This is a genomic window from Gluconobacter sphaericus (assembly GCF_016757795.1).
In the GTDB taxonomy this organism is placed as follows: Bacteria; Pseudomonadota; Alphaproteobacteria; order Acetobacterales; family Acetobacteraceae; genus Gluconobacter; species Gluconobacter sphaericus.
In genome coordinates this window covers 166,345-193,086 of record NZ_CP068419.1, presented here as the reverse complement: position 1 = coordinate 193,086, position 26,742 = coordinate 166,345, and the positions used below count along the sequence as shown (strand labels likewise).

21 protein-coding genes and 1 pseudogene are annotated in these 26,742 nt (G+C 55.4%); 11 read left to right on the top strand and 11 right to left on the bottom strand.

All coding sequences use genetic code 11. From position 1 onward, the window contains the following. Nucleotides 1-147: 147 nt before the first annotated feature. The 4 genes from IGS75_RS00860 to IGS75_RS00845 form a co-directional block, all read right to left on the bottom strand. On the bottom strand, nt 148-3,351 hold the full coding sequence (locus IGS75_RS00860) for a type I restriction endonuclease subunit R (RefSeq protein WP_202257291.1): 3,204 nt from the start codon (nt 3,349-3,351) through the stop codon (nt 148-150). Further along, the gene (locus IGS75_RS00855) at nt 3,348-4,553 is read right to left on the bottom strand and encodes a restriction endonuclease subunit S (protein ID WP_272929770.1); all 1,206 of its coding nucleotides are present in this window, start codon (nt 4,551-4,553) and stop codon (nt 3,348-3,350) included. Before IGS75_RS00855 ends, IGS75_RS00860 begins: the two co-directional genes overlap by 4 nt. Next, nucleotides 4,550-6,559 carry a class I SAM-dependent DNA methyltransferase gene (locus IGS75_RS00850; RefSeq protein WP_202257287.1) on the bottom strand — a complete coding sequence of 670 codons (2,010 nt, stop codon included), beginning with the start codon at nt 6,557-6,559 and terminating at the stop codon, nt 4,550-4,552. Before IGS75_RS00850 ends, IGS75_RS00855 begins: the two co-directional genes overlap by 4 nt. 124 nt (nt 6,560-6,683) lie before the next feature. Beyond that, nucleotides 6,684-6,866: a hypothetical protein gene (locus IGS75_RS00845; protein WP_202257285.1), complete on the bottom strand. Its 183-nt coding sequence runs from the start codon at nt 6,864-6,866 to the stop codon at nt 6,684-6,686. 306 nt (nt 6,867-7,172) lie between these two features. Here IGS75_RS00845 and IGS75_RS00840 point away from each other — a divergent pair, with 306 nt between their 5' ends. The 6 genes and pseudogenes from IGS75_RS00840 to IGS75_RS00815 form a co-directional block, all read left to right on the top strand. After that, nucleotides 7,173-8,021, top strand: a complete 849-nt coding sequence (locus IGS75_RS00840; protein WP_202257283.1) for a hypothetical protein — start codon at nt 7,173-7,175, stop codon at nt 8,019-8,021. Between the two features lie 222 nt (nt 8,022-8,243). Further along, nucleotides 8,244-8,621, top strand: a complete 378-nt coding sequence (locus IGS75_RS00835) for a nuclear transport factor 2 family protein (protein ID WP_202257281.1) — start codon at nt 8,244-8,246, stop codon at nt 8,619-8,621. Nucleotides 8,622-8,909: 288 nt separating this feature from the next. Continuing rightward, nucleotides 8,910-9,914 carry a nucleoid-associated protein gene (locus IGS75_RS00830; protein ID WP_202257279.1) on the top strand — a complete coding sequence of 335 codons (1,005 nt, stop codon included), beginning with the start codon at nt 8,910-8,912 and terminating at the stop codon, nt 9,912-9,914. Continuing rightward, on the top strand, nt 9,907-11,097 hold the full coding sequence (locus IGS75_RS00825; RefSeq protein WP_202257277.1) for a hypothetical protein: 1,191 nt from the start codon (nt 9,907-9,909) through the stop codon (nt 11,095-11,097). Before IGS75_RS00830 ends, IGS75_RS00825 begins: the two co-directional genes overlap by 8 nt. A gap of 67 nt (nt 11,098-11,164) precedes the next feature. Beyond that, nucleotides 11,165-11,922, top strand: a protein-coding gene (locus IGS75_RS00820) for an IS5 family transposase (RefSeq protein ID WP_202257276.1) whose coding sequence is annotated in 2 segments (ribosomal slippage) — nt 11,165-11,486 and nt 11,486-11,922 — 759 coding nt in all. Because the reading frame shifts where the segments join, the coding sequence is not laid out codon by codon here. Between the two features lie 13 nt (nt 11,923-11,935). Further along, a pseudogene (locus IGS75_RS00815) lies at nt 11,936-12,202 on the top strand (IS481 family transposase); the annotation flags it as partial. A gap of 134 nt (nt 12,203-12,336) precedes the next feature. On the opposite strand, the gene IGS75_RS00810 reads toward IGS75_RS00815, so the two are convergent. Genes IGS75_RS00810 through IGS75_RS00795 form a run of 4 tightly spaced genes read right to left on the bottom strand, consistent with a single transcriptional unit; the run spans nt 12,337 to nt 17,147 of the window. Further along, a complete protein-coding gene (locus IGS75_RS00810; RefSeq protein WP_141353048.1) occupies nt 12,337-13,968 on the bottom strand; it encodes a GMC family oxidoreductase in 1,632 nt (543 codons plus the stop codon). Then, nucleotides 13,958-14,503, bottom strand: coding sequence for a sugar dehydrogenase complex small subunit (locus IGS75_RS00805; protein WP_202257274.1), 546 nt, complete (start codon nt 14,501-14,503; stop codon nt 13,958-13,960). Before IGS75_RS00805 ends, IGS75_RS00810 begins: the two co-directional genes overlap by 11 nt. A gap of 35 nt (nt 14,504-14,538) precedes the next feature. Further along, on the bottom strand, nt 14,539-15,846 hold the full coding sequence (locus tag IGS75_RS00800; protein ID WP_202257272.1) for a cytochrome c: 1,308 nt from the start codon (nt 15,844-15,846) through the stop codon (nt 14,539-14,541). Then, nucleotides 15,843-17,147 (bottom strand): MFS transporter, encoded by a 1,305-nt coding sequence (locus tag IGS75_RS00795; protein ID WP_141353042.1) that lies wholly within the window; start codon nt 17,145-17,147, stop codon nt 15,843-15,845. The genes IGS75_RS00800 and IGS75_RS00795 overlap by 4 nt, the downstream gene beginning before the upstream one ends. Before the next feature lie 363 nt (nt 17,148-17,510). Here IGS75_RS00795 and IGS75_RS00790 point away from each other — a divergent pair, with 363 nt between their 5' ends. Continuing rightward, nucleotides 17,511-18,206 carry a substrate-binding domain-containing protein gene (locus tag IGS75_RS00790; RefSeq protein ID WP_202257270.1) on the top strand — a complete coding sequence of 232 codons (696 nt, stop codon included), beginning with the start codon at nt 17,511-17,513 and terminating at the stop codon, nt 18,204-18,206. A gap of 19 nt (nt 18,207-18,225) precedes the next feature. Next, nucleotides 18,226-19,686 carry a carbohydrate porin gene (locus IGS75_RS00785; protein WP_202257268.1) on the top strand — a complete coding sequence of 487 codons (1,461 nt, stop codon included), beginning with the start codon at nt 18,226-18,228 and terminating at the stop codon, nt 19,684-19,686. Nucleotides 19,687-19,722: 36 nt separating this feature from the next. Here IGS75_RS00785 and IGS75_RS00780 read toward each other — a convergent pair whose 3' ends face one another. Then, the gene (locus tag IGS75_RS00780; RefSeq protein WP_202257267.1) at nt 19,723-20,811 is read right to left on the bottom strand and encodes a lactonase family protein; all 1,089 of its coding nucleotides are present in this window, start codon (nt 20,809-20,811) and stop codon (nt 19,723-19,725) included. A 352-nt stretch (nt 20,812-21,163) separates the two neighbouring features. Here IGS75_RS00780 and IGS75_RS00775 point away from each other — a divergent pair, with 352 nt between their 5' ends. Further along, nucleotides 21,164-22,417, top strand: a complete 1,254-nt coding sequence (locus IGS75_RS00775) for an alpha-hydroxy acid oxidase (protein WP_141353034.1) — start codon at nt 21,164-21,166, stop codon at nt 22,415-22,417. A gap of 25 nt (nt 22,418-22,442) precedes the next feature. Here IGS75_RS00775 and IGS75_RS00770 read toward each other — a convergent pair whose 3' ends face one another. Next, complete coding sequence (locus IGS75_RS00770) at nt 22,443-23,513, bottom strand: LacI family DNA-binding transcriptional regulator (protein WP_202258038.1); 1,071 nt, start codon at nt 23,511-23,513, stop codon at nt 22,443-22,445. 41 nt (nt 23,514-23,554) lie between these two features. Continuing rightward, nucleotides 23,555-24,649, bottom strand: coding sequence for a beta-propeller fold lactonase family protein (locus IGS75_RS00765; RefSeq protein WP_202257265.1), 1,095 nt, complete (start codon nt 24,647-24,649; stop codon nt 23,555-23,557). A gap of 204 nt (nt 24,650-24,853) precedes the next feature. Here IGS75_RS00765 and IGS75_RS00760 point away from each other — a divergent pair, with 204 nt between their 5' ends. Then, nucleotides 24,854-25,882, top strand: a complete 1,029-nt coding sequence (locus IGS75_RS00760; protein WP_141353030.1) for an SMP-30/gluconolactonase/LRE family protein — start codon at nt 24,854-24,856, stop codon at nt 25,880-25,882. 166 nt (nt 25,883-26,048) lie between these two features. After that, entirely contained in the window at nt 26,049-26,705 is a 657-nt protein-coding gene (locus IGS75_RS00755; RefSeq protein ID WP_141353028.1) for an arylsulfatase, read from the top strand. The last annotated feature ends 37 nt before the right edge of the window (nt 26,706-26,742 follow it).

Sequence of the window (26,742 nt, the reverse complement as noted above, 5' to 3'; positions counted from 1 at the left end):
ACGTCGCCTGCGCCCATGTTCATGGCGCCTACCGACCAATATAAGCCGTTCCGATAAGGGGCGGCGAATGTCAGCTCTCACTGGAACCGGTCGATCCATTCAGACAGAGCTCGCGTGCCCCTTCAGATTACCTCCAACGTCGAAGCATCACACGGCATGAAGATCCAGACTACGCCTGGTCAGCAGGTGGGCAAAGACCGCTTGCGCCTTCAAGTCCACTTCGTTCAGCTCATAGCTTTGGGGAAGACCGGTTCGATCATCGTAGAGGAAGTTCGTTATCGCTACGCGAACCGCATCGCGCGTCGCCTGCTTTCCAGCAAAATCCTGCACGGCATCCAATTGCTGTTTCAGAACTTCATATAGCCCGACTGCGACCTTTTTCAGCTTGGCAATATCGCTCTTTTCCAAGTCAGGTTTCATCAGCAAATCGAACAGGGCCAAGGTTTCTTCGTCCAATCCCTCGCGCACTGCACGGCGCTGTTCGCCATCCAGTTCTTCCGCCAGCACCAGCAGGGCGGCGAAGGTCCGCTCGATGTTCACGGCATCCTTCTCGCTGTTATAATCCGAGACAAGTTGCTCATAATGTTTTTGGAAATCGGTGCGTAGTGGATTTTGGCGCAGCATCATTTCCAGCTTTTTCTGGATGGCATCCTTCAGACTTTGCACGGTCGTATTTTTGCGGGGGCTGCGTTCAAATTCTTTCTTCAGCTTCTCGAAATCGATCCGGCTAATGTCATACAGCCGATCATCTTGGTCGGTGGGATCAACCTGTGTTTCGATGCTCGCATTCACCACAGCATGCAGTTCGCGCATGATGTCGGAAATGTCGGCCTTCTTCACATCCTCGTCCAGGCTGTTGTAGATGACTTTAATCGCTGCAAACCGCTGGCGGTAGGCATTTACAGCGCGGAAGTTGACGCATGCCTTGAATTTCTTGAATACCTCGCGCGCCATGATCTGGAAGCGTTTGCGGCTTTCGTCGTTTTCGTTGACAGCTTCCTTGGCGTCGATAATGGCCTTATTCAGATCAAATCCGACCTTCTCCAATATGTCGAGCAACCGGAATTCACGTGCGGACAGGAAGCCTTCCGCCGCTTCGATCGCCTCCTCCAAATCAGCCAGCAGTTCTTCGGGTGGTCGGACCGGGTCGATTTCCGGCGGCGGATCGCCCGGATTGCCCAGCCCACCCCCAGGCGTCCCGGCATAGGTGGCCAGCGCCTTGCGGAGGTTCTTCAATATCCCGCAATAATCGACAATCAGGCCGTTGTTCTTTCCTGCACTTACCCGGTTGGCTCGCGCTATGGCCTGCATCAGCGTGTGCGCCTTCAGCGGCTTGTCCAGATACAGGGTTGAAAGGCTCGGCACATCGAAACCAGTCAGCCACATGGCGCAGACGATGGCGATGCGGAATGGATGGTCCTGTTTCTTGAAGGCCGATTCCAGATCGATACGCTTGCCGTCGTCCGTTTCAAAGCCATTCTTGATCAGCGCCCGGTGCGGCACGATGTCCAAATTCCATTTTCGGAATTTGTCGACTTCGCCCTGTTCCTCTGAAACCACGACGGCCGCCCTAGTAGACTTGATCCATGCAAGCTGGCGCTGCCGGTCAGCCAGATCCTGTTCGTCGGTGGCTTTCGCCAGTGCCTGTTCAAGGCTGGCGACCCGCAAATCCCAATGCTTTGCGATCAGCGCGTGCATGCGGACGCACGTCACTTTGTCGATGCAGACCAGCATGGCTTTGCCGCTTTCCCAGGCGGTCGTGTAATGCTCCACGAAATCCGCCGCGACGGTGTCCAGCCGGGTCTCGGCGGTGATGATGTGATATTCGCGTTTCAGCTCATTTTCGAGCCGTTCGGTCACATTGGGATCGTCAAGTTCCAGCTCTTCCAGCTTGGCTGCGATCCTCTCGTTCAGGTCGTTGGTGGCGACGCCCAGTTTGTCCCCGCGTGCGTCATAATAAAGCGGCACGGTGGCATTATCCTCTACCGCGCGCTGAAAATCATAGGTGGAAATATAGTCGCCGAACGTCTGCTTCGTCGTCTCATCACCTGTCATCAACGGCGTACCGGTGAAGCCCAGAAAGCTGGCATTTGGTAAGGCGTTGCGCATGTTGAGCGACAGCAGGCCATTCTGCGTCCGGTGCGCTTCGTCGGTGATGACAATGATGTCGTCGCGATCCGAATAGGGATTGTTGGGATTTACATCCTGATTGAAGCGGTGGATTAGCGTGAAGACATAGGGCTTCTGCACCGCCAACAGCGATTTCAGCTCCGCGCCGGTCCCGGCCCGCACCTGCGCCTTGTCGTTGTTGACGAGGCCGCACCCGGCAAAAGTACCGTAAATCTGGCTGTCTAGGTCGATGCGGTCGGTGCACACCACAAAGGTGAAGTTCGCCCCGATCTTCCGATGGACCTTCTGCGTCAGGAAGGCGATAGAATAGCTCTTGCCTGATCCCTGGGTGTGCCAGAACACCCCCAGCTTGCCACTCCGCGCCTTGCGATCCTTTACCGCTGCGATGGCGCGGTTGACGCCCAAAAACTGGTGATTACGCGCCACGATCTTGACCAGCCGTTCGCCACCGTCATCGAACAGGATGAAATTTTCCAGGATGTCGATGAAATTGGCTTTGGCGCAGACGCCCTTCAGCATCGTCTCCAGATCGACAACGCCCGGCTCATCCTCTTCCAGCCGCTTCCAGTCGTTGAAATGCTCATAACGGCTGGAGAGCGAGCCAATCTTAGCCTCATGACCGTTGGTCAGGATGATGAAGGCGTTGTGGTGGAACAGGTGAGGAATCGTGTCCTTATAGTCGGACAGGTTTTGCTCATAGGCGTGGCGGATGTCTTTGTGGACTGCCTTGCATTCGACAAACAGCAACGGCAGGCCGTTGACGAAACCGATAATGTCGGCGCGGCGGCGATACAGGTCACCCTTGATCCACAATTCCCGTACGCACAGGAAATGGTTGTTCTCAGGCGTGTCAAAATCGATCAGCCGCAGCCGCTGTTTGACCAGTTCGCCCTTCGCATTGCGGAAGCTGGCCTGCACACCATCCTTGACCAGCGCATAGGCGTCCCGGTTAATCGCCATCAGGCTCGACCCAAGCGGCGCATCGGTAATCTGGCGCAGCGCGTCGGCATAGGCGGAATCCGGCAGGCCGGGATTCAGCCGGATCAACGCCTCGCCCAAATGGCGGGTGAGGATGACATCTTGTTCGGATGCCCGCCCCAGCGTTCCTTCTGCACCCAATATTTCGGTGTTGAACGCATACACGCTGTCCCAGCCTAACGCGTCGGCTAGATAGTCGGCCATAGTCGCCTGAACCAGCGTGTCTTCGTTCAACGGCTTCATACAGCTATGGCTCCGCTCATGAGTTTGGGAAGAAGTAGATCGCGGGCTTTGGCGAGTTGGTCAGCTTGCTGCCTGAGGACAGCCATCATTTCGAAGTTTGGTTCGCACAGTTCGTGGAAAGCGGTAAGCAGGTTTTCTGGCGGCATAATCATATCTGCTCTTTCGAAATCGTCTGGTCGTACGGCAGGGTAGCTCGCACCAGTCGTATGATTCACCAAATAATTCACGAACGCATCTGTTGTCGTATGTAGATACAAAAACGAAAATGGCAAAACTGCGCTGCTTAGCACGGTAAAACCCGTCGAAAAAACGTCGATTTCATCAGGATTCATCACCAGTGCATATGCGCGGAGGTTCGGCCGCACGTTGGACCAAATCACATCGCCATGCCTAGCTATCCGCCTCGCCCGCCCAGGCGCTTCCTCAGATGAAATTGGGGAGTTGAGCGTGATTTCGCCTTTGTTCACTGCCGATATGTCGATGTAACGCAAATGCTCCGGTAAACTCTTTGTCGAGTATGATCGGCTATTCGTCGAGACGATGTTACCCAGTCTCGTCGACTCCCACCCCTCCGGCACGCCGTCGATGATTTTGACATGTTCATGGCCGGGGAAGCGGAAGCGGACGAACCATTCCTTGTAAAGCTGTCGTGCGGCCTCCTCCAACAAGGCAATACGCCGCCGGTTATTCTCGATCAGATCATCATAGGCAGAGAGGATAGCGGCGATGCGTTCTTGCACGTCATCAGGTGGTAGCGGTATTTCGACCGACGCAATCTGAGGGCCACTCATATTTGGCTGCGCGGCTCCACCACCTAGTCCGTAGAAAAGGTTCCGGTAAGCGTCTGTGGAGACTACAAACCATAGATAATCAGGATTCACTGATCGCGGACAAAACTTTGCAACTCGCTGGTTTAACAAGAATACTTCGCCGTCATTAGCGCGAATACGACCTGCTTTCCCAGCGGTGGCTCCCGTCATCGCGATGATAACGTCGCCGTTCCGGAGTTCAAATTTTGAGTGGCGCTCCAAGTGATGCTGCCTCGGAAGTCGTTGCACCCCTTGGATATCGACAGTCCCATCATCAATAATGTTGCCGATTTTTAGGACGGCGGTGCCATGGTCGCCCAATTCGGTACTCTTAAAGGCAAACCCGGGCAGGATTTCCGCCACTGAGCCGATGGAAACTTTCGGCCACCTCACAAGCCCAGCCCCGCAAAATTCGCCTGAATCTGCGCCGCCAGCGCCGCTGCTTCCTCATTCAACCCGGCAAGCTCGATGTGAATATCGCGCATCACGCCTTCAAAATCGAAATCCTCATCCTCTTTTTCCGGGGCCACGCCGACATAGCGGCCTGGTGTCAGCGACCAGTCGTTTGCCGCCAGCTCCGTCCGATCTACCAGCTTGACCAATCCCGGCACCGCAACCAACCTTGCATCGGGAAAGCGGCTCAGCAGCCAGTGCGCCTGCCGGTGGAAATAGCGCACCAGTTTCAACTGATCGACGGCATAGACCCGCGCCTCCTCCAGCGCCTTGATTAATTTGGCCTTACCCCGCTTCCCGCCTGTATCGCGATGCGCCTTCTCCGCCAGCTTGAACAACTGGTCGATCTGCTTCACCAGATCACGGCTGGTTTCCGCCAGTGATTCCAGATCGTCATGACTGTTGTGCAGTTCGGCAATGGCAACCGTGCCATCGGCCCATTCGTCGCCCAGTGATTTGGTCGCTGCGACATAGGCGTCCCAATCCGCCTGAAAAACCGCGCGGGCGTTGGTCAATTCGTCGGGCGCGCTTTCGTCCAGCGTCTCGATCAGTCCGTCTAGCGCATCCAAAAACGGCTCCATCGCTGCGTCGCCCGCCAGCGCCTCTGCCATCGCCCGGTCCAGGTAAGCAGCGACCAGTTCCCGGAACCGCTCCTCCTGCCCACGATAGAGCCAAAAGATCGCCGTCAGATTCTGCGACTGTTCGGGGGAGAAGTCGAAAACCTTGCGCGTCACCTTGCGGAACACCTGCCGTGCATCGAGCATCAGCACCTTGTCGGCATGCTCCGCCGCCTTCGCCTTGTCGAACATCCACAATTCGCAGGGGACGGTGCGGGTGTAAAAGAAATTGCCCCGGATCGCGATCATGGCATCGACGTGGCCGGTCTCGATCAGCTTCTGCCGAACCTTGGCTTCCTCCCCGCCCGCGCTCGACGCTTGACTCGACATGACGAAGCCAGCGCGGCCCGCATCCGATAAGTAGCTGTAGAAATAGCTGATCCACAGATAATTGCCGTTGGAAACCTTCTTGCTCTTGTTCACGCTGGGCAGGCCGAAAGGCAGACGGGGGTCTTTCTTGATCTTCTCCGCGTCCACCTCGTCCACATTGAACGGGGGATTGGCCATCACAAAATCGGCCTTACCCACCAGTTCATGCGCGTCGGTATAATAGGTGATGCCGGGTTCAATCCGCCCCTCCAGCCCGTGGACGGCGAGGTTCATCTTGGCGAGCCGGATGGTCGTTGCGTTCTTTTCCTGACCGTAAAAGGTGGCGACCTTGGTCGGGTCTTGCTGCATCTTCTCGATGAAGTGAGCGCTCTGGACGAACATGCCGCCCGAACCGCAGGCGGGGTCCAGCACGCTGCCATGATCCGGCTCGATCGCATTGACGATCATCTGCACGATGGATGGGGGCGTGAAGAACTCGCCGCCGTCATGCGCGCTCTGATCGGCAAACTGCGTCAGGAAATATTCGTAGATCCGCCCGAACACATCGCCCTTTGCATTCTGAAGCGCCGGATCGTTGAAGATGCGCAGCACATCGCCCAGAACGTCGTTTTCCAGTTGCTGATATTCGTTTTTAGGCAGCACGCCCGCCAGCGCGGCATAGTCACCTTCTACCGCCTCCATAGCAGCAATGATCGCCTTTGCGCGATCCGCACCGTCCGGCAGACTGGCAAGATGATCGAACTGCGCTTCGGGTTGCAAGAAGATCGCGCCTCGACTGGTGAAGTCTTCCTTGGTCAGCGGCCGGGTTACACCGCCGCGCCTCGGCAAGCCCGCCTCGATCTCCGGCTTCACGGCCAGATAGCGGCTGTAGGCGTGGCGCAGGAAGATCAGGCCCATGACGGGCAAGAAATACTCGTTACTGGCAAAATCACTGTTGGCGCGCAGCTGGTCCGCCGCCGTCCACAGGCGTTTTTCAAGTGCTCCGATATTGGATTCCATTACGCTAGCCTACTCCCCTTCGCTGGACCGGGAAATTAGCAGCCACGTACTCATCACGACAGAGGCTTGATGCCACTGCCGCCCTCTTTTCGCCAGAGCGGCAATCAGTTGCGGCGCGTCAGCATCATTCAGTGGGCCGACTATTCGCCGCCTTGGTACATTGCGCCGCGAACCGACGTCGCCGATGCGCTTCCAGCGCCGCGATATATAGATGACCAACACGCAGTTTGATCGCGCGGCGCAGGATGCGGTCCTCCACCCCATCCGCTTCACCTAAAAACGTCGGCTTTCGGGCAATCCCCATCATCACTTAGATGTCTGACTTGAAGGCGACTGCCGCCTGTCTGCTCCTTATGACTGAGCGGACAGGCAGATCAGGGGGGAATTGCGACTGTCCGCTATAGGAAGCTAGCTATGGGAAAATGGACACGGTACCACCGATGAGGAGACTGACGGCTCTGGTCATCGTCCATAGGCATTTTCAGGCACAGTCCCAGAGTATCTTGAATTAGATACAGTCAGAATTAAGTGGGCCGATGGATTTTGTCCTAAATGTGCGCCCACGCGTACCTCGACCGTGGTCAAACACTGCGATTGGTTATATGGTTGGAAAATGACGCGTCCTGATCCCTTCACAATTCCCGAATGGAAAGCGTTGCACCGCGAGGCATCTCTGGTCAGTCAGATACTTGGCTCTGGTGCAACCGCATTAAGTCGTGCGAGTTATGGAAGCGGATTCGGTGAATACTATACTGCCTTCTTCGGACTTTCGGTTGGAATTGAACGGCTGGCAAAGCTTATATTAGTTGCCAATTACGCACTGGAGAATAACGGAGCCCTTCCAGGGCAGTCGGTCGTTCGCAAATATGGCCACAAATTGAGGGAGTTGATAGCGCAGGTCGGTATTATTGCTGAAAAGCGTAGTATCACCATACCTCACATCGGCCCTGACCATCCTATCTGCACTGCTGTCATAAACTGCCTTGACGCATTCTCGGATGCCTCCAAGGGCCGCTACGCCAACTTCGAGGCGATAGGCAACCCTTCATTTGACCCAGCAAATGAGCCCGTCAACAAATGGTGGACCGAGGTTGTTGAGCCAATTCTCGATAATCATTATCGAGGGAAGAAAGGTGAAGCTGTTGTAAAGAGACGCGCAGCTCAATTCGGAGCGATGGCCGATTGCTACATGTTTGTCCTGTTCACAGATGAGACCGGCAACGTGATGTCGGACGCGACGACTGCTTCCGAACGCACTGGACAGACGAAATGGGCGCAGAAGTACGGACGCTTTTACACGCTTTCGGTTGTCAGATGGCTCTCCTACATTTTCGACGAAATGACCCACATGGCTGGCTATCAACCGGGGCTGGAAAGCCTATTCGGACACTATGAATTTTTCCAAACTTACATGGTCAATAACCATTTCTTACTGAAACGCAAGGTCTGGCCTCTTACCTAGACTTGATACGGTTTGGTGCTTGGCAGAAGTGATTATGTCACTTTTGCGGAGTATCTGTAGTAGGTTTGATTTTCGGCGGGATTGATCCAGACATTGCCTTTTCCCGGCTCGGTTGATCTGCTGCTTACGCTCTCTTTACGGTCATTCTAAGTCTGTTAACTTCATCCCGAAAGCAGAATTCGATGAAAGTAATCGATCTGTGCAAATAGGGGGCTAATAACATTGGAAATCGATACGCAATCGTGCGGCGAAGCTGAAATTATCCGTCGGCAGTTGGATGCCTATAATGCACGTGACATCAAAGCCTTTATGGCATGCTGGGCACCAGATGCAGATGTTTATGCTTGGCCGGATACTTTGCTTGCTTCAGGCGCGAAGGCCATCAGAACGCGACACGTTGAACGCTTTAAAGAGCCAGATCTGTTCGCCAAATTGATCAGTCGAGTGGGCGTGGGCGGATTAGTGATAGATCGTGAAGTCGTGACCCGGAACTTCCCCGAAGGACGCGGTACGCTGGATGTCATTGGCATATACGAGCTGGAAGGCAACAAAATAAAACGCGCTTGGTTTAAGCAGGCTGCGCCGGTGTTAACAGATTGAAAAGACGTTGGTTGCTTTCGCCTTCAAGGCAGACACCGAAGTGGTGATGGCAGTTTCCTGAAAGCCGGCATTGTCGGGCGCGCCGCAATAGACCGCGTTCGGAGACCTTGCGAGCCGTCCGCTTCGGAGCGAGTCATCGGAACAAGCAGCCGTTCGCTAGGGTATCAGATCAACTCGCTGAGCCAATCTCGCGACACAGTAACATGCGGATTAGATTGCGGTTTCCGGATGCCGACCTAGGCGCTAGGTTCGGCGAACTGGGTAGGATGGCACGAGGGGAGACGTCAGTTGAACGAGATAATCGCTCTTGCGATCCATGATCTGGATCGCAAGGACACAGCATATTCGGTGAGGCGGTCGGAGGAGCTTCTTCAGGTTACTCCGACCGCCGAGCGCGTCATTGCGACCATCTACGACCTATACAACCGGCGCACCTCCAAATCCCACGGTCGCTTCACCACGGCCGAGGGGTCCCCGACCGAGGGGCAGATCCGCGACTATGTCACGGCGACGAAGAAGGACTTCCTCGGCCTGACCGGCCGGATGATGGACAATCTTGCGCGGGAGGCTGGAAAAAAGACGGCGTCGGAAGGCGGGCACGTCTTCTTCGCCCACTTCCAGCGCGAGGGCAGCGACTATATTCTGGTGACTATCGTCACCGATACGCTAAGCACCGCGCTGACCAAGCGGCGCGGCATGCAAGATGTCGAGACGCTCGACCTAGACGGCTTTCGCTTCGCCGGGCGCATCAACCTGACCGCATGGGCCAACGGTCAGGACCGGTATCTGAGCTTCCTGAAGGGTAAGGGTTCGATCTCCGACTACTTCCGAGATTTTCTCGGATGCGATTCGGCGATCCTGGAACGGAAGGACACGCTGCATCTTGTCGCAGCGCTGAAGGACTTCACCGTTGCCGAGAAGATGGACGACAAGACCGCCACCGCCTTCCTGTCAGATGCAATGGATTACCTTGGCAAGGCGAACAAGGCCAAGGAGCCTGTCGAGTTCGAGGCGATGGCGAACCGACTCATGCCGAACGCTCCCGCCAAGCTGTCGGCCTTCCTCGCCCATACCGACCGCCAACTAAACGAGGGCTTCGTGCCGAACGCGAGCGCGATCAAGACGCTGGTGCGTCTCACCGGCAAGACCAAGATGTGGACGGTCGACTTCTCCCGCGAGGCGGTCGACAAGAGCATCGTGCGCTTCGACCAGAAGGCGAACTCCCTCACTCTATTCGAGGTGCCCGAAGACTTGGTGAGGCAAATGCGCGAACAGGGGATGATAAGTGTCTGACATTACGTTCGCCGACCTCGTCGAAATCTACCGCGCCACGCGGTTTGACGGCGAAGACGGCGGCGTGCTGACCGTCGGCAGCGAGCATATGGCGGCAAATCTGCGCGCCATCATGGACGATAATGACCTGTATGCCGAGACCCAGATTACGGTCGATGGCGACGACGAGCCGGCGGTCGGCTCTGAGTTACGCGTTCACGTCGGGCCGCCGAACGCCGCGAGCATGGGTTTGCTCGTCTCCTCCTTTGACGACCTGTTCCGAGCGCCCGGCGCCGTCATCGCAGAGCCTGATCGCTATTATGTCAAGGATCCCGGATTCGCGTCTGGCGATCATCCCGTCCCGGGTATCCTCCTTAAATACCGAGCCGTCCTAGATGTCCTGCGCATATTGAGGGAGACCGCGTCGGTGTATGACGAGACTATGCGCCAGATGATCTTTATCGGGAAGGATAAGGTCGTCGTCCCGATCCGTTTCGACGCCCGTGACCTGCAGGGCGATGTCGTCGCGAAAGCCGGGCGGCTCATCAGGCTCTTCGCGGAGGAGCTCCACATCGACGAGAAACGAACGATCCTGCAGACTACTCTGATTGAGATGGTCGGGACCATGCGCGCTGACATCCGACTGGGCTATCTGATCCGCAATCTGGGGCGCCTCGCCGACGAGGTCGACAAGGGGTATCGCCTCTTCACCTCCAGCTTCTCCTATTCGAAGATCCGGAATGACGTGGAGACCGCGCGCCTCGACTTCGCATGCAAAATCCACAAGACCATCGTGGACATCCAAGGGCAGCTCCTCGGCATCCCGGTCGCTACCATCGTCGTCGTGTCCCAGCTGAAGAAGGTGACGGGCTGCGACGTGACCTTCTGGGCCAATCTCGGCGTGCTGCTCGGGGCGTGGATATTCGTCACCATGCTCGTCATCGCGGGTATCAACCAGTGGAAAACGCTGGAGGTCATCTCCAATGAGGTCGAGCGCCAGAAGACTCGGCTTTCGGACGACTTCGCCGCGGTCGCTGATCAGTTTGCGGACGTGTTCGACGATCTCGCGGAAAGGATACAGTGGCATCGTAGCGCCTTGATTGGAATCTGTGCCATCCTGGCCTTGGGCGCGCTTGCCACGACCATCGCTTTTCTCAAGCTCGCGCCGGCGGGGTCGGCGGTGTGCCTCGCTTTCTGGAAATAATGGCTAGGATCAGGCCCCATTGATTTGATTGTGGAAATCTGATTCAGGCTCTGCGAGGAGACTGGCAATGAGCGACCTGTTTTGGCTGACAGATGAACAGATGGATCGTCTGCGGCCCTTTTTCCCAAAGAGCCATGGTAGACCCCGTGTTGATGACCGCCGAGTGCTGAGCGGGATCATTTTTGTGAACCGCAATGGGATGCGCTGGCGTGATGCGCCCCGGGAATACGGCCCCCACAAGATGCTGTACAACCGTTGGAAGCGTTGGAGCGACATGGGCATTTTCATGCGGATGATGGATGGCCTGTCTGCTGCGAAAGTCGAGCCTCAGACGATTATGATTGATGCGACGTATCTCAAGGCGCATCGCACGGCTTCGAGCCTGCGGTTAAAAAAGGGGATCCAGGCCGCCTGATCGGTCGCACCAAAGGCGGTATGAATACCAAGCTCCATGCGGTCACCGATCAGAACGGACGGCCGCTAAGCTTTTTCATGACGGCGGGGCAGATTAGCGATTATACCGGTGCCGCTGCCCTGCTGGATAGTCTTCCTGCAGCACAATGGATGCTGGGAGATCGCGGGTATGACGCCGACTGGTTCAGAGACGCCCTGGAAGAGAAAGGGATAAAGCCCTGCATTCCAGGACGGAAATCTCGCGGAAAACCCCTCAAATACGACAAGCGGAAATACAAAAGACGCAATCGCATCGAGATCATGTTCGGAAGGCTCAAGGACTGGCGGCGGGTCGCAACCCGCTACGACAGATGCCCGAACGTCTTCTTCTCAGCCGTCTGCCTCGCCGCAACCGTCATCTTCTGGCTATGAGTCCTGAGCCTAGAGCAATGGCCAGGTTGAACGGATGAACCGGACGATCAGGGAAGCAACCGTCAAGCGCTTCCATTACGACAGTCATGAGTAGTTAAGGACACGCTTCAATGACTTCATGGCAGCCTATAACTTCGGGCGAAGACTCAAGACCCTGAACGGCCTCACTCCTTACGAATACGTCTACAAAATCTGGACTTCAGAGCCAGAAAAATTCATCACCAATCCAAACCATCAAATTAAAGTACTAAAGACATGGGTTAAAATATCGGCTGTGTAATATTGTTGAGATAATTTTCATAAAATTAGGAATTGGTGACGTATCTCTACCCGATATGACAAAGGCAAGGAATTATGTCCTGGCTTTGTCAATCTCGTCTCATCAGTCCAATGGATACACCTTGTCCACGAAACCTAGATTTCGCGTTGTATTCTTTCTGCAATCCGTATGGACAGCGCCGCAGCGGTGAGGGTTGGGTTCATGCAGGTGCTTGCGGACATGACGCTTGTTCCCGCGATATACAGATTGGGATGATCGTGGGCGCGACAGTCGCGGTTTACGACGGAATCCCTGGGATTGTCGCCCATGATTGTCGTGCCCGACGGATGCTGGCGATTTTCGAATTTCATGTTTTTTTTGGTGATTTCCGCATCGAGAAGCTGCGAGAACCTGTTGAGATCCTGCATGGCGAGTTCAGTGCCTGCGTGCCAGTAATCATTAAGATCGTAATAGAGTGAGGGGACGGGCAGACCAAGGGCATCGAATTTAGTCTTGCTCAGTGTCACACGATTGGCGGGATCGGGGAGGACTTCAAAGTCTACGGCCCACGCAAGGGTGTGAGCGGAAAGCTCCTGTATTCGTCGGTCGAGTTCTGTGCCGAGAACGCCCTGTTCCAGCAGGGTGGCCGCATATTGCGAGACCGGTGTCGTATTGCGGACCTTGATCTTGTACTGGGCAGCGTTACGGCGAAAATCGCCTTCGCGCTTATTGAAGACCAGCAGTTCTGTCGGTCCCTGGCCGGGCCATACGGGGTCGCGCGTTTTCATCGTAACGCTGATGCCGGTGGTATCCATGAGGTTTCGCCCGACCATGTCCGAACTGTTTGCAATTCCGTTAGGAGAATGTCGGGTTTTGGACATTAGAAGGAGCTTGGGTGTTTCAATCGTATGTGCGGCCACAACGAAAACCTTGGCCGTAACCTTGTGTTCTGAACCGTCAGGACGTTTGAACCACAAGGCCTGAATGCGTCCGGTATCATCGTCTTCAAGTTTATAGACGACAGCGTTTGGCATGATGACGGCGCCTCGGTTCTCGGCGATGTCGCAATGCATAGAACCATCATATTTGGCACCAATAGGGCAGACCGGGTTGCAATTGTTGTTCCCCGCGCAGACCGGCCTCTGATTATAGGGGCGTGTTGCCCGTCCGTGGGGTTCCCAGACGGGATTGTATCCCCCCGCGGACAGCTTTTCGGCCAGCGTCCTGAACATGTAAGTCAGAGGAACCTGTTTCATCGGGTAAGGAGCCGCGCGTGCAGGCGAGGGGCTGCCGCCGGCCCCGCTTTCGTCTTGATCGTCCGTCCCGCTGACGCCAAGCTCCATTTCAGCCAGGCCGTAGTATTTTTCGAGATCGTCATAGCCGATCGGCCAGTCTCGACCGCGACCATATAGCGAGTTAAGCTTGAATTCGCTGGGTAGGAGGCGCCAGAGGGCCGAGCCGAAATGCCATGTCGTACCGCCGACGACGCGGAGATAGCTCGTATTGTATTTGACCGGTCCTTTCTGCTCCAGATAGTCGCCATAGGTGGAGGGCGCATGAGGAAGGCTCGGAAACGGTGATCCGGCGCCCTGCAGCTTCATGTTTGCCAGAGACAGTTTGACGGGGGCGTCACGGTAGGTTTCGACGATGTCGCGACGCTTTACCCGCGGCCCGGCCTCGAGAATGAGGACGGATTTGCCTGCTTTTGCCAGTTGGGCACCAATCAGGGCACCGCAGACACCGGAACCGACAATGACAACGTCTGCATGCAAATTTTCAGTGCTCATCGGGCGCTTCCTTGAACGTCATGTAGGGTTCGGGGCGGCTGCCCCATGCGAGGGGGCCAGCGCCATAAGAGGGAACGACCAGAGCTCCTGCGACAGCCTGGAACATCAGTGCGTCGGAATACGCGATCATCTTCTTTTTCGGATCCTCGCCGACCACGCCGAGATACCATGCGGAGACGATTGTTGTTGCGGTGCTGCGGGCGTCGGGTGTGGGCCCATGGCTCAGATAATCGTCCATGGTCTGGGTCCCTGAGGCATGAATGTCGTGGGACAGATTGGTGATTCTGTCCGGCAGGTCAGGGAATTGATCACGCAAGCCCAGATAATATCGCCGCGCCAGAGTGAAGTTCAGGTTTTTCCTGCCCGTTAGAAACTCGGAAAGTATGAGAAAGTCTGTTACGTCAGAGGCTTTGGGCGTGTTGGTTAGCCCGTGGGATGCAAGAGCACCCATACTTCCGAACGCAAGGCCGCCAAGCAGAAACCTGCGTCTGGACACCTGACTTAGAGCTGTGGGAACGATGGAGTGTGGGATCATGGTTTAGTGCTCCACATGGGGGCAAGAGCATGGAATCATGGCGTAAGTGCCGCGCGTTGTTTCGCGACATAACTGGCGTCGACCTGGACCGATGGGTTGCCGAAGGTCTTCAGAATGAAATTGCTGAGATCCGCGATATCCTGATCCGAAAGACGATTGACCCAAAGTGCGCCGGATCCGAAGGCAGGCATGAAGACCGAATTGTCACCGCTCCGCCGTTCGACGCCCGTCAGGATGGTTGCCACGAGGTTACGTGCATTGGGGCTCCCAGTGGTGGAGTTGTGCGTCAGGGAGGGGTAGGCGTTGATGCCCTGTCCTTCCGCCTGATGACAGGATGCGCAGGAGCCGCTGAAAATTTTCCAGCCCCTGTCTTCAGGACTGGCCTGCCCGCGTGCCGCGTCTTCCGGTCGATCTGCAGCGCCGTAAGACGTCCGTGAACGTTTTTCGTCGCTTGCGACCGCTGGAACCTCTCGCAGATAGGCAATCATGGCATTAACGTCATTGGAAGTAAGAAACTGGGTGCTGTTCGTGACGACTTCCGCCATGGGGCCAGCCGCTTGACCTTTGTTCAGCGCATGGCCGGTTTTTAGATAATTCCTGAGATCGTCGTCCGTCCAATCGGCGATGCCGGCGACCTTGTCTGTGGTGATATTGGGGGCATACCATGCGCCCACAGACGAGCCTGCCAGATAACGCTTACTCGCCGGTCCCATGAATATGGTGCGCGGTGTGTGGCATGTGCCACAATGTTCGAGGTGATTGACCAGATAACGGCCGTGCGTAATCTGTGGCGTTTCCCGCGGCTGCGCCTGGAACGGACGTGTATCAAGATAAAGCCAGTTCCATAGCACAAGCCCCGAGCGGATGTTGAATGGGAACCGTACGGTATCGGGCTTGTTTTCTTGTTCGACAGGTGCAACCGCCGAATTAAAGAAAGCGTAAAGTGCCTCCATGTCGCTATCCGTCACGCCTGCGTAGGATGTATAGGGCATGGCCGGGTAGAGGCGCTTGTTGCCGTGCCCGACACCTCGGCGCACAGCATCGAAGAACTCTGCCTTCGTGTAGTTGCCAATGCCTGTTTTGGGGGCAGGGGTGATATTGGTCGAATAGATTGTCCCAACCGGTGTCGTGATCGGATAACCGCCTGCAAAGGGTTTGCCTCCAGGCGAAGTATGGCAGGCAAAGCAGTCAGCGGCGGTCGCGATGTAGCGCCCTTTTTCAACCAGCCCTGCATCTTCCGCTCGTGCATCGGGCAGAGTGGCCATCAGTGCGGCAACACCTGAGTATGCCACAAGGTAGAGGGTGGCTCTGGTAGAGCGGGAGAAAAATGTCTTTCGCATCATGGATGTCCCGTCGTCAGAGGAGCGGTGGACGAGGTGTGCTCATGCGATGGAATTCTCTTGTTCTGCACCAGCAGCAGCATGCTCAGCGCCCCACAAACTCCGATGCCAGCAGCAATCCAGAAAGCGGATGCATATCCGCTGGCTGCATGTTCGATGACGTAGCCGGTCAGTGCAGGAGCAACGACACCGGACATGTTGGCCAGGAAATGGATGAAGCCGCCGACGGTCCCCATATAGATGACCGGCGTTACTTCATGGATCATCGCCCAGAGCGACTGGGTCGCCATCGACAGTGCGAAGAGCGATAAGGTGAAAAGTATCACTGCTGCACTAACAGACTGAATGCTCGGGATGGCGGAGAGTGTGACCGTGGCCAGAAGAAGAGGCGCGATTGTGGTTGTTTTGCGCGCTTTCAGACCATTTTCGCTACGTTTGAAAAATAGGTCAGAAATGAATCCACCAAGAAAATATCCCAGAAACCCACCAACCCATGGAACGCCAGCTGCAACGGAAAGGCCCGTCGGTGTGACGTGCATGACATTTGTGAAGTAACTGGGCATCCACGAGACAAAAATATAGAGGGGGTAAAGAAGGGCAAACAGCCCCAGAGCCAGACCCCAAGTGGATCTCCGCAAAATATAATTCTTCAGGGGCGCACTGCCTTTGGGGAGGACGGCTTCCGAGCGGTCAGACGTGATATGCGCCAGTTCTTCGGGGGTAACATGTCGGCTTTCCGCCGGGCGATCGGATGCAAATCTGAGCCACAGAACGCACCAAAGAACACCGATGGCCCCGAGAGCGACGAATGCCAGGCGCCAACCAAAGAAATAACCCAGAGAAATCACCAGTGGCGCAGCCACCGCACTTCCGAGATTCTGCCCTGAGAGCGTGAAACCTAGGGCGCGAGCCGTTTCCTTTCTAGGAAACCAGTTCGTGACCGTTCGGTTCGTGGTGGAATTCATAGGCCCCTCAGAAGCACCAAAGAACAGACGTACGAGGATGAGGGGGGCGAGGGTTGCGACGGCCCCTGTCAGCGAGCAGAAAATCGACCAACTTACGACGGCAACACCAAAGGTGCGTTTTGGTCCGAATTTGTCAGACAGGTATCCGCCTAGAAACGAGAATATCGCGTAGCTGAAGAAGAAAGCACTAAACACCCAACCAAGCTGTGAGGGTGTAATGTGTAGATCGCGCTGTATTTGAGGTGCTAGAATTCCGACAGCGGCACGATCAGTATAATTGATCATTCCCAGAGCAAAAAGTAGAGCGGCAATTACAAGTCTGTAGCGGCCTTTTGTCACTATACACCTCAGTGGCTGGCATTGATTTGAGCAGCCTGTTTCGCGTCGAAATCCAAAACACATAACGCCATCTTAGAAAGCGCTTACATCACATGAATGCTGTTCTAACAATCGCAAAAGCGTGAATCAGGGGAAGGGATGTAGGCATGAGAGGATTTCTGCGATCGCTGGAAACAAAAATAGCACCATATTTTAGATATTTAGCTGTAAATTCCATGATATTGTTATAAACGTAACATACACGTGTTTACCGCAAAAGAAAATAGGAGGTGTAAGCGTTTTCATTGAGTGGCGAGCAGCCTGGAATTTTCAAAAGGCCGACGTGATTCTCATTTTTCATCTGCACACAGGAGATAAACGCTTATGTCACGGGAACAGTTTTCGCTGAGTGTCGCCCTGGTTGTTAAAGGGGCGTTCGATGACGGAATTCTCCATGATTTTGTGGAAAAAACAGGCTTTGAGCCGGTGATCGAATGGGCGCCTACAACAGTTATTCTTGCCTCTCTTGAAAAGGGAAGCAGGCCTGATGGTGTCATCGTTACAGATGATGCGTTGGCAGGACTCGTGAGGGAGGGGATTGTTGCGTCTGACGCTTTGATACCGCTCGTGGCCTCAAAAATCGGTATCGGTGTTTCCAGTGGGGCTGAGCATCCGGATATAGCAACGGTCAAGGCTTTCAAGAACACGTTGCTGAACGCCCGCTCTGTTGCCTATTCCTTGGGCGGCCAGAGCGGTGTGTACTTTGCTCCCCTGCTTGAACGGCTCGGCATTGCAGAAGCGGTCAATGCCCGGGCGACGCGTATTCCTAGCGGATTTTCCGCGGAGAAGCTGCGAACGGGTGAGGCGGATATCGCGGTTCAGCAGGTCAGTGAACTCCTGGCGATAGAAGGGACCGAGATTGTAGGAACGTTCCCCGAAGAAATTCAGAAGGTCACGCTTTTCTCGGGAGCACCTCTGGTTGACAGTTCGCAAAGGGAAAAGGTCGAGGCATTTCTCGCATTCCTGCGGCAGCCAAAGTCCACGGAGCGATTCAGGAAATCCGGTCTTGAGCCCCAGTGAAACGTGGGAAGCAAGAATCATGACTTCTGGTTTGGTGAGGCGTCCGGCAGCGTTGCTGATCGGTATTGCTGCCCTATCCTGTGGTTCCGCGTATGCACAGACGATTCAGGAGGCCGAGCCGACCTATGATGCCAGTGTTCGGGTCGCAAAGCCTCTTCCCGCGACCCCGCTGAGCGGGCCGGTGGTGCCGCCGTTTGAAAATCCTCCCGCGTTTGTGCCCGATTTTTTCGGTGTGCGGGCATGGCTGCGGGCGCACGGCATTGCATTGCTGGTATCCAACACCAATGAATTTACGGGAGCCGTCACCAGGCCCACGCCAGGCTTCAGAAACTATCGCCAGGGAGCAAGCAATGCCGGGCAGATCAGTACGGTTTTGCATATGAACTGGGATAAGCTGATCGGCTTGCGGGGTTTTGCGACACATGCGGTTTTTACGAGCCGGTATGGTACGACTGCTAACCGGATGTTCGGTGACTGGTTGGGGCACGCATCGGAAATCTATGGCGGTGGTGGCAATGTCGTTGTTCACCTGGTCATGGCTTATGGCGAGGAAAATCTCTTTGGTGGCCGGTTGGCGATTGCGGGCGGCCGTATGACTGAAATGTCAGATTTTTCCAACTCGCCCCTGTTCTGCAATTTCATCAACAACAGCCTGTGCGGCCGTCCCCGTGCGGTGAGTGATAATGACTATATTGGTCGCTATCCTGCTGGTGTCTGGGGAACCCGCGTTCGTGGTCGCCCCTCGCGCTACACCTACATTCAGGCGGCTGTCTATTTCCCCGAGAAAAGCATGTTCGCCAATGCCTATAACCGGAGCGGCTTCAAATTCAGTGGTGGGTCGGCCATCATGGGGCAGTCCATACCGATCGAACTGGGGTGGGAGCCCGAGTTTGGTGCAAAGCACAAGCTTGCTGGGCACTATAAGATTGGTGCGCGTCTCCTGACTGTTCCGCTCTCGGACAACTATTACGATATCAACGGTCTACCCCTGAGCGTGACGCGCAAAAAGGCGATGCAGCATAGCCGGAGCTGGAGCGCGTGGTTTGAAACGGATCAGAAAATATGGCAACCGCAGGGAGCGCCTGCTTCGTCGGGCACCACGCTGATTGGCGGATTTATTCTCAATGATCCACGTGTCGCCCTGCGGCGCTGGGAGACTTATTTCGGTTTTATCAATCGTGGGTTTATCCGCTCGCGTCCTCATGATGCTCTGAATTTCATCGGTATGTACGAAAAAATTGCTGGTGGCGTGAGCGCTACGGAGGCGAATTATCTTGATGAGGGTGCCGCCCGGCTGCTGCCTAATCATGCAACGGGTGTACAGAGAAATGCCGCTGTTTTCGAAGTTAATTATCAGATCCAGGTGACCCGCGGCGTCGCTATCGCCCCGGATTACCAGATCTTCTTCAATCCGAACGGACAAAAAAACCTGCGGACTGCACATGTTTTGGGCTTCAAATCGACAGTCCAGATTTTCTAGGTAAGGGTGTTGTTTGCCTGTGGCAGGCAACAGTTTTCAGATGTTGCGGTCCGGTTCGTCCGGCGCTGGCTTGAGCACAATGCAGCTCGGGCTGGCAACTTTTACGCAGTGCTGAATACCCGCGATGTCCAGCCCCTGCGCCGTCAGGGCGACGCGCCCTATTGTGTCCGAGGTTTCGTGTGCGACCAGAATCGTTGATGCGGATGCGACAACAGAAAAGAAACGCGGCGTTTTGCCTCCGCTGTCGATCGATTGGGTAAGCAAGAGCGTTCCTGTATCATCGTCGATGGAAAGGACACTCAGTATATCCGCACCCCTAAGGGAAACGAGGACGGAGGTTTCGTCCGGAGAAAGTGCGATTTCTGCTCCTCTGCCGTTTCCGGTGTAGTGCTCCGGAAGGGCCAGAACAGTCTGTTGGGGGGTTAGCTCACCCGTTTCCCGGTTATGGCGATAGTACGTTACCGTACAGTCAAGTTCGTTGATGACATAGGCGTAGGGCTTGGCGGGATGAAAGGCGATATGCCTGGGGCCTGCTCCTTCGCGTGTCGGCACGTTGCTAACACATTGCAAATGACCTTCGTGGAACCTGAACACGAAAATACGGTCCAGACCTTTATCCGGGACGTACACAAAGCGTTCTGCCGGATCGAACGTTACACCATGAGGATGGGAGCAATGCTGTTCAAGTCGGTGGGGGCCACGTTCGCCGGGGAGTGTTTCGGAAGAGGTGACTGTGCTGAGTATGCCGGTCGCTGCATCGAAAGACACGGATGTGAGAGTGCCATCTGCATAGTTCGGGATGGCGATGAAGCGGTTGGCGGTATCGAAGGCGAGGTGTACGGGATTCTGTCCGCCGCATTCGACGCCAGATCTATGTTCGATCAGACCGGTACGGGGATCAATGGCATAAGACGAGATATGGTTGCGATCTCCATGAACGGCGCAGAGATAGTGCCCGCTCCGATCAAGTGACAGAAACGAGGGATTATCGTGTGTCGGCATATTCTGAAGGTGCCGCCACGTCGTTAGTGTCTCGTCCACATGATAGACGTTGATGCCGTCGCCATGCGCGTGTCGCTCCGCCGTCGTGTAGCAGCCGACATAGGCTAGAAATCCGGAAGGCATAGGCTCTCCTATCGTGCGATGAATGGAAGTCCGTGACAGATTTTGGAAACGATTACATGCATTTTTCGGGATCGCTAATGCTGCTCTGTAAAACGCTCCTCATTTTTGCGTGATTCTGGAATGCTTGAAGAGTGATTCTATGCGAACAGTTACGCTTTAAAATAAGAATAATTATAAAAAATTATGTAAAAACAATATTTTAATACCATATCTTTGGGGTGGGAATGCCGTATCTGCGGTCAGGTGCCAATGCGTGGACAAGCTCCGCCTCTCTTGCAAGTGGGTAAGAGGGAGACGTAAGATCAATGTAATGGTTTACATAATTATTTTGAATGCAGGAGCATGTCTGTAAATGGGTGACATTATGAAGACGACTGATGGCCTTCCACAGGCTATTGCTCCCTCTCTTCCTACTGCGTTCAAGGCAACTTCTCGGGTTTTGCCTGCTCGTTTGCGGGACATTTTGGCGCTGGATGACTTTGAGCGGCACTGCAAGCCGTTCCTGCCGCGTATGATTTATCAGTATGTGGCTGGCGGCGTGGAAACAGAAAGTGCCATGCGTAATGGTCGCCAAGCCTATCAGGATTATGGTTTTACACCGCGTGCACTGGTCGATACATCTGCTCGCTCGACGCAGACGAATCTGTTCGGAAAAACGTACTCTGCGCCATTTTCGATTGGTCCGCTGGGCGGAGCGGCGTTCGTGGCCTATCGCGCGGATCTTGCTCTGGCGGCTGCGGCACGGTCATGCAACATCCCTATGATTCTGAGCGCATCTTCATTGATCCGGTTGGAGGACGTCATCGCCGTCAATCCTGACGCATGGTTTCAGGGATATCTGGCGGGGGATTTCGACCGTATTGCGCGTATGCTCGATCGGGTTGAAGCCGCTGGTTACAGAAATCTCGTCGTTACGGTCGATACGCCGATACTCGGTAATCGCGAACATAATATCCGGTCGGGGTTCTCGATGCCGATCCGGATTACACCTAGGGTGATGGTGCAGAGCGCAACCCACCCACGTTGGCTTCTAGGGACGGTAGCCAGAACGTTCCTGAAACATGGCGCGCCGCATTTTGAAAATACGGAGGCGGATCGTGGTCCGCCGATGATGTCACGCAAAGTGCGTAACACCGTTGCCCGGGACAAGCTGACCTGGGAGCATATCGCGTTTATTCGCAAGCGCTGGAAAGGGCCGCTGGTCATCAAGGGCATCATCTCGCCGCATGATGCTTTTATGGCGCGGGATCATGGTGCGGATGGCATTATTCTTTCCAACCACGGTGGTCGTCAGCTCGATCACGCGATGGCCCCTCTGCGTGTTCTGCCAGAGGTCGCATCGAGAAAGGGGGAGATGAAAGTTATCATCGATGGCGGTATTCGCCGCGGCTCTGACGTCCTGAAGGCTTTGGCGTTGGGAGCTGATTTTACGCTGATGGGGCGGCCTTTTCTTTTCGCAGCAGCCTATGACGGTCAGCGGGGCGTAGAACATGCTTACACGATCATGCGCGATGAAATCCTGCGCGACATGGCGATGCTGGGCGTCAATTCAGTCGAAGAGTTGGACGAAAGCTTCGTCAGGAGGGCAGGGGCCATCATGGTCTGAATGGGATCTGCGTTGAGTCAGTTTTTCAGAGCTTGGCCGGGGGCGCCACGGTGCCCCGCAGGACGAGCTCTGGTGTAATCCGCGTCATTTGTACCATTGTTTTGTCATTCATGAGATTGAGCAGGGCGAGGGCCGATATTTTTCCGATCTCGTCAGCGTCGACACGAATGGTCGTCAGAGGGGGGGAGAGAACAGCGGAGAAGCTTGAATCGTTGAAGCCGATCACGGAAAGGGATCGGGGTATATCGACGCCTCTCTCTGATGCCTCGCTCATGATGCCGAGTGCAATCTCGTCCGTGCCGCAGATGATAGCTGTTGGGCGCTGCTCTTCCGGACCGCCCATCAGCTGACCGAATGCATCCCGCCCTGCCACAATCCCTGACGAGACAGTCAGGTCGTGCGCCGGGATCAGCTCTAGTCCGCGCTCTGCCATGGCCAGACGAACGCCTTCGGCACGTGGTCCGGCACGGTCGTTGTTCTCACGGGTGCCAGTGACGACTGCAACCCGCTTGTGTCCGAGGTCAAGCAGGTAGTTTGCAGCGCGGAACGTGGCTTCTCTGTTATCGAAGCCGACACAGTAGTGACGATCCGAGAGGCTGAAGCTCTGGATGATTGGAACCTGACTGCGTTCCGCACGTGTATAGAGGTCAGGGTCATGAATGCCGCCGACCAGCATCAGCCCATCAACGCTGCGCTGCAAGAGAAAGGAAACCTCCTGCATTTCTGTCGCGAGATCGTATTCCGAACTGGCCGCCAGAACCTGATAGTTCGCGGCGCGCATCGTCCGTTGAAAACTTGAGAGCGCTCGTACGAATACCTCGTTCCCATAGCTTGGGACGATCACGCCAACTGTCGAGGAGCGTCGCGTGCTGAGCGCGCGGGCAGCGCTGTTTAGTACGAATCCGAGTTCTGCAGCGGCTTTCATGACGGCTTCACGTGTGGCCGGTCGCACTTTTTCAGGCTCGTTCAGGGCACGCGATACGGTGGCGATGGAAACGCCGGCGAGCCGGGCGACATCCTGTGCGACCGGAAGACGCGTGCGGCGATCGATGTTGGAACTCCTGCTTTTTCTGGGCAAAGGCTGGTCCGGGTTCATGGTGCTCAACGTTTATGTTTCCGTCGCCGGACCAGAGGGCTCTACCATGACGTTGCGGCCGCTGCCGGTCCGGATGTCATGGCAAGAGTGCCGGTCGGATGCAGTCTTATACCGTCCCATTTCAGAACAGTCATTGTCTTGTCGGTCGTGTTTTGTACGAGAAGCGTACGACCATCCGGAGAAAATATGATGCCCTGTGGCCAGCGTCCTACGTTTTCATGTGCAACAGGCGTCAGGTCGCTTCCGTCAACACGATAGAGTGTGAGAGACCCGTGTCTCGCAGCATCTCTGTTGGAGTTATTGACCGCTCCCACCGCGAGATAGCGTCCGTCTGGAGAAAACCGGAGGGGTTCAGGACCTGGTGCGACCGGTATCGTACCGAGCAGGTTCAGCATTCCGTTTTCCAATCGCACCAGATGCACCGCAGGATGTGCAGGGTCCTGATCTCCTATGGCGAGGAGGCCCGCTTTGGTGATGTCCATTGTATTGGGGGAACGGCCCAGGTCGAGGCGTCTTTCTTCTATTGTGAAACTGTCCCCGACCCTGTGGAGGAGGGCAAGTTGATGAGAGCCGCGCAGCACGACGACCGCATGCTGCCCATCCGGCAAGAAGAGGACTGAGGCGGGGTTGCTGTCCGCGCCCATATTCAAGGTCTGGACAGGATGTAGCTGTCTGTTCGCGACCGCAAAGACTGAGACTGTTCCGCTTTTGCGGTTCCCGATGAGCACCCATTTCTGGTCGGGTGACACGCTGACCTGACTGGCGCCCAAGCCTGCATGAATTGTCTGGACGAGGCAGGGGACGGCATGATCGATGCTTACCACCGATACGATATCGTCCTCAATGACGGGATCTCCCGCATGCGACCCTGCGTGTGAGCCGGCTGTGATGATGGCCCAGTTTGAAGTCGGGGCGATCCAGGCTGTTGTCGGTGGGCCCTCAACTGAGGTGGGCAGAACGAGAGTTTTTCCCAGCACTGGCATGCCATGTTCGAACCGGATCATGGAAAGGCTATCCGGAACTATCGTCGCGGCAGTGACCATTTTTCCGGTCGCATTGGTCGTTGTATGGCCGTCATTTGCCGAAATAGCCCAGTGGTCTGCTGCATGAACACCATGCGCGAGAAATACGCCCAAAATAGCTCCTGCGGCAGATGTCAGGCGTCGGATTTTCTGCTTTCGGGACTGTTTGGCGTGTTGGCAGGAGAAGTATATCATTGTGATTTATTATCCATAAATAACAACAAAGTGATACGAAAATAACAAAATGGATAGTGGCATACAGGGGCTGTCTATGTAAACGCTTTCAACTCATGTTGAAAGACACTCTGCGGGGGTGAGATGAGCATCACATTGAAGCGTCGATCGTTTCTTGGTTCTGCGTCCTTGGCGGCAGCAGCTACGTATCTTTCATCGTGGCATGCCGCTCATGCGAGTATGTGGCAGCCATCTCTGCGTTTGCCGGATCCCGCGATCAGGATCCTCGACCCCGCGTTCAAAGCCTGCGTTAACAACCTGTCTGTTGTAGAGCGGGTCGCTACCGGATTTGAGTGGACAGAAGGGCCGGTTTGGCTGGGAGAAGCCAATCTTCTTCTGTTCAGCGATATCAGGGGTAATCGTATCATGAAATGGGATGAGGCGACGGGAGAAACGTCCGTATTCCGGGCTCCATCGAATTTTTCGAATGGCAATACGGTGGACCGTCAGGGACGGCTTCTGACCTGCGAATGTGCGACCCGGCGCATCACCCGTACGGAAGCCGATGGTCATATTACAGTTCTTGCGGACGGCTTCGACGGCAAGCCTTTCAATTCTCCCAATGATATCGTCTGCACCACTGATGGGGCCATTTGGTTTACCGATCCGGCTTTCGGGCCGAATTTTTCCGAAGGGGATCTGTCACCGGTTCAGATTGCGCGTGTCTATCGTATTGATCCGCGGACACGGAAGACAGAGGCTGTGCTCGATGATGTGCCGGGACCGAACGGTCTTTGCTTCTCTCCCGATGAAAAGATCCTGTATCTGATCGCCTCCCGTCATACCCCTCATCGGCAAATATGGGCGTATGATGTTGCCATGAACGGTACAGTCTCCAACAGGCGCGTTTTTCTGGATTGTGCCGAGGGGGCGGCGGACGGTCTCCGTGCAGATATCAACGGAAATCTCTGGTGTGGCTGGGGTTCGGGCGAGGGGCTGGACGGGGTGGCAATATTCAGCCCGCAAGCCAAGAAGATCGGGCATATCGACTTGCCTGAACGTTGTCCAAATGTGTGTTTCGGCGGTGTTCACCGGAACCAGCTTTTCATGGCGTGCCATACCTCCATATACCGCCTGACGCTCGCGACGCAGGGTGTGCCACAGATTAGCTAAGGGACGGGGCGTTGCTTCCTGTGAGAGTAATTCCTCTTTTCCAGAAAGTTACGTTCTCGTGAGAAGCTCGGTATGAGTTTGCAAGCCCAAAAGCGCCAGTATATGAAAACGCTTACATTAATGTCGACTTTCGTATTGTCGTGACAGCCTTTCAAGGAATGACGGAATGAGCCAGCGTATTGTCCTTCTTCATGCGACCCCGGTGGCGATGGTGCCTATTCAGGACGCATTTCGTCGCCTCTGGCCTGAGGCGGAGATTGTCAATCTCCTTGATGACGGATTGACGATTGATCGCAAGAAGAGCGTCGATCTGTCGCCGGAACTCTCCCAGAGATTTGTCACGCTCGGGAAATATGGGGCGTCCATGCAGGCACAGGGTCTGCTGGTTACCTGTTCGGCATTTGGCCCGGCGATCGACTTGCTGGAAAACGAACTGACCATCCCGTTGCTTCGTCCCAATGAGGCCATGTTCCGCGCAGCGCTGGAGAAAGGGATGCATATTGGCATGTTGGCGACATTCGCCCCTTCTGTGGTGACTATGGAAAAGGAATTTGAGACTTTCCGCGCACAGGCCTCGTCAGAGGCCACGCTGGAAACGATCATTGTGCCCGATGCCATCGAGGCGTTGAGAGGTGGTGATGTTGAAACACACAACCGGCTCGTTGCTGAATACGCGCCGCGTCTGAAGCATTGTGATGTGATCATGCTCGCCCATTTCTCGACGTCCCAGGCGCTTAAAGCCGTGGAAGCTGTTGTTGATGTTCCGGTGCTGGCTGCTCCGGAAGCAGCCGTTCAGCGGATGCGCTCGCTGCTGCATGCCTGAGTGCCGAAAACGATGCTGATCGGCGTCATTGTGGATG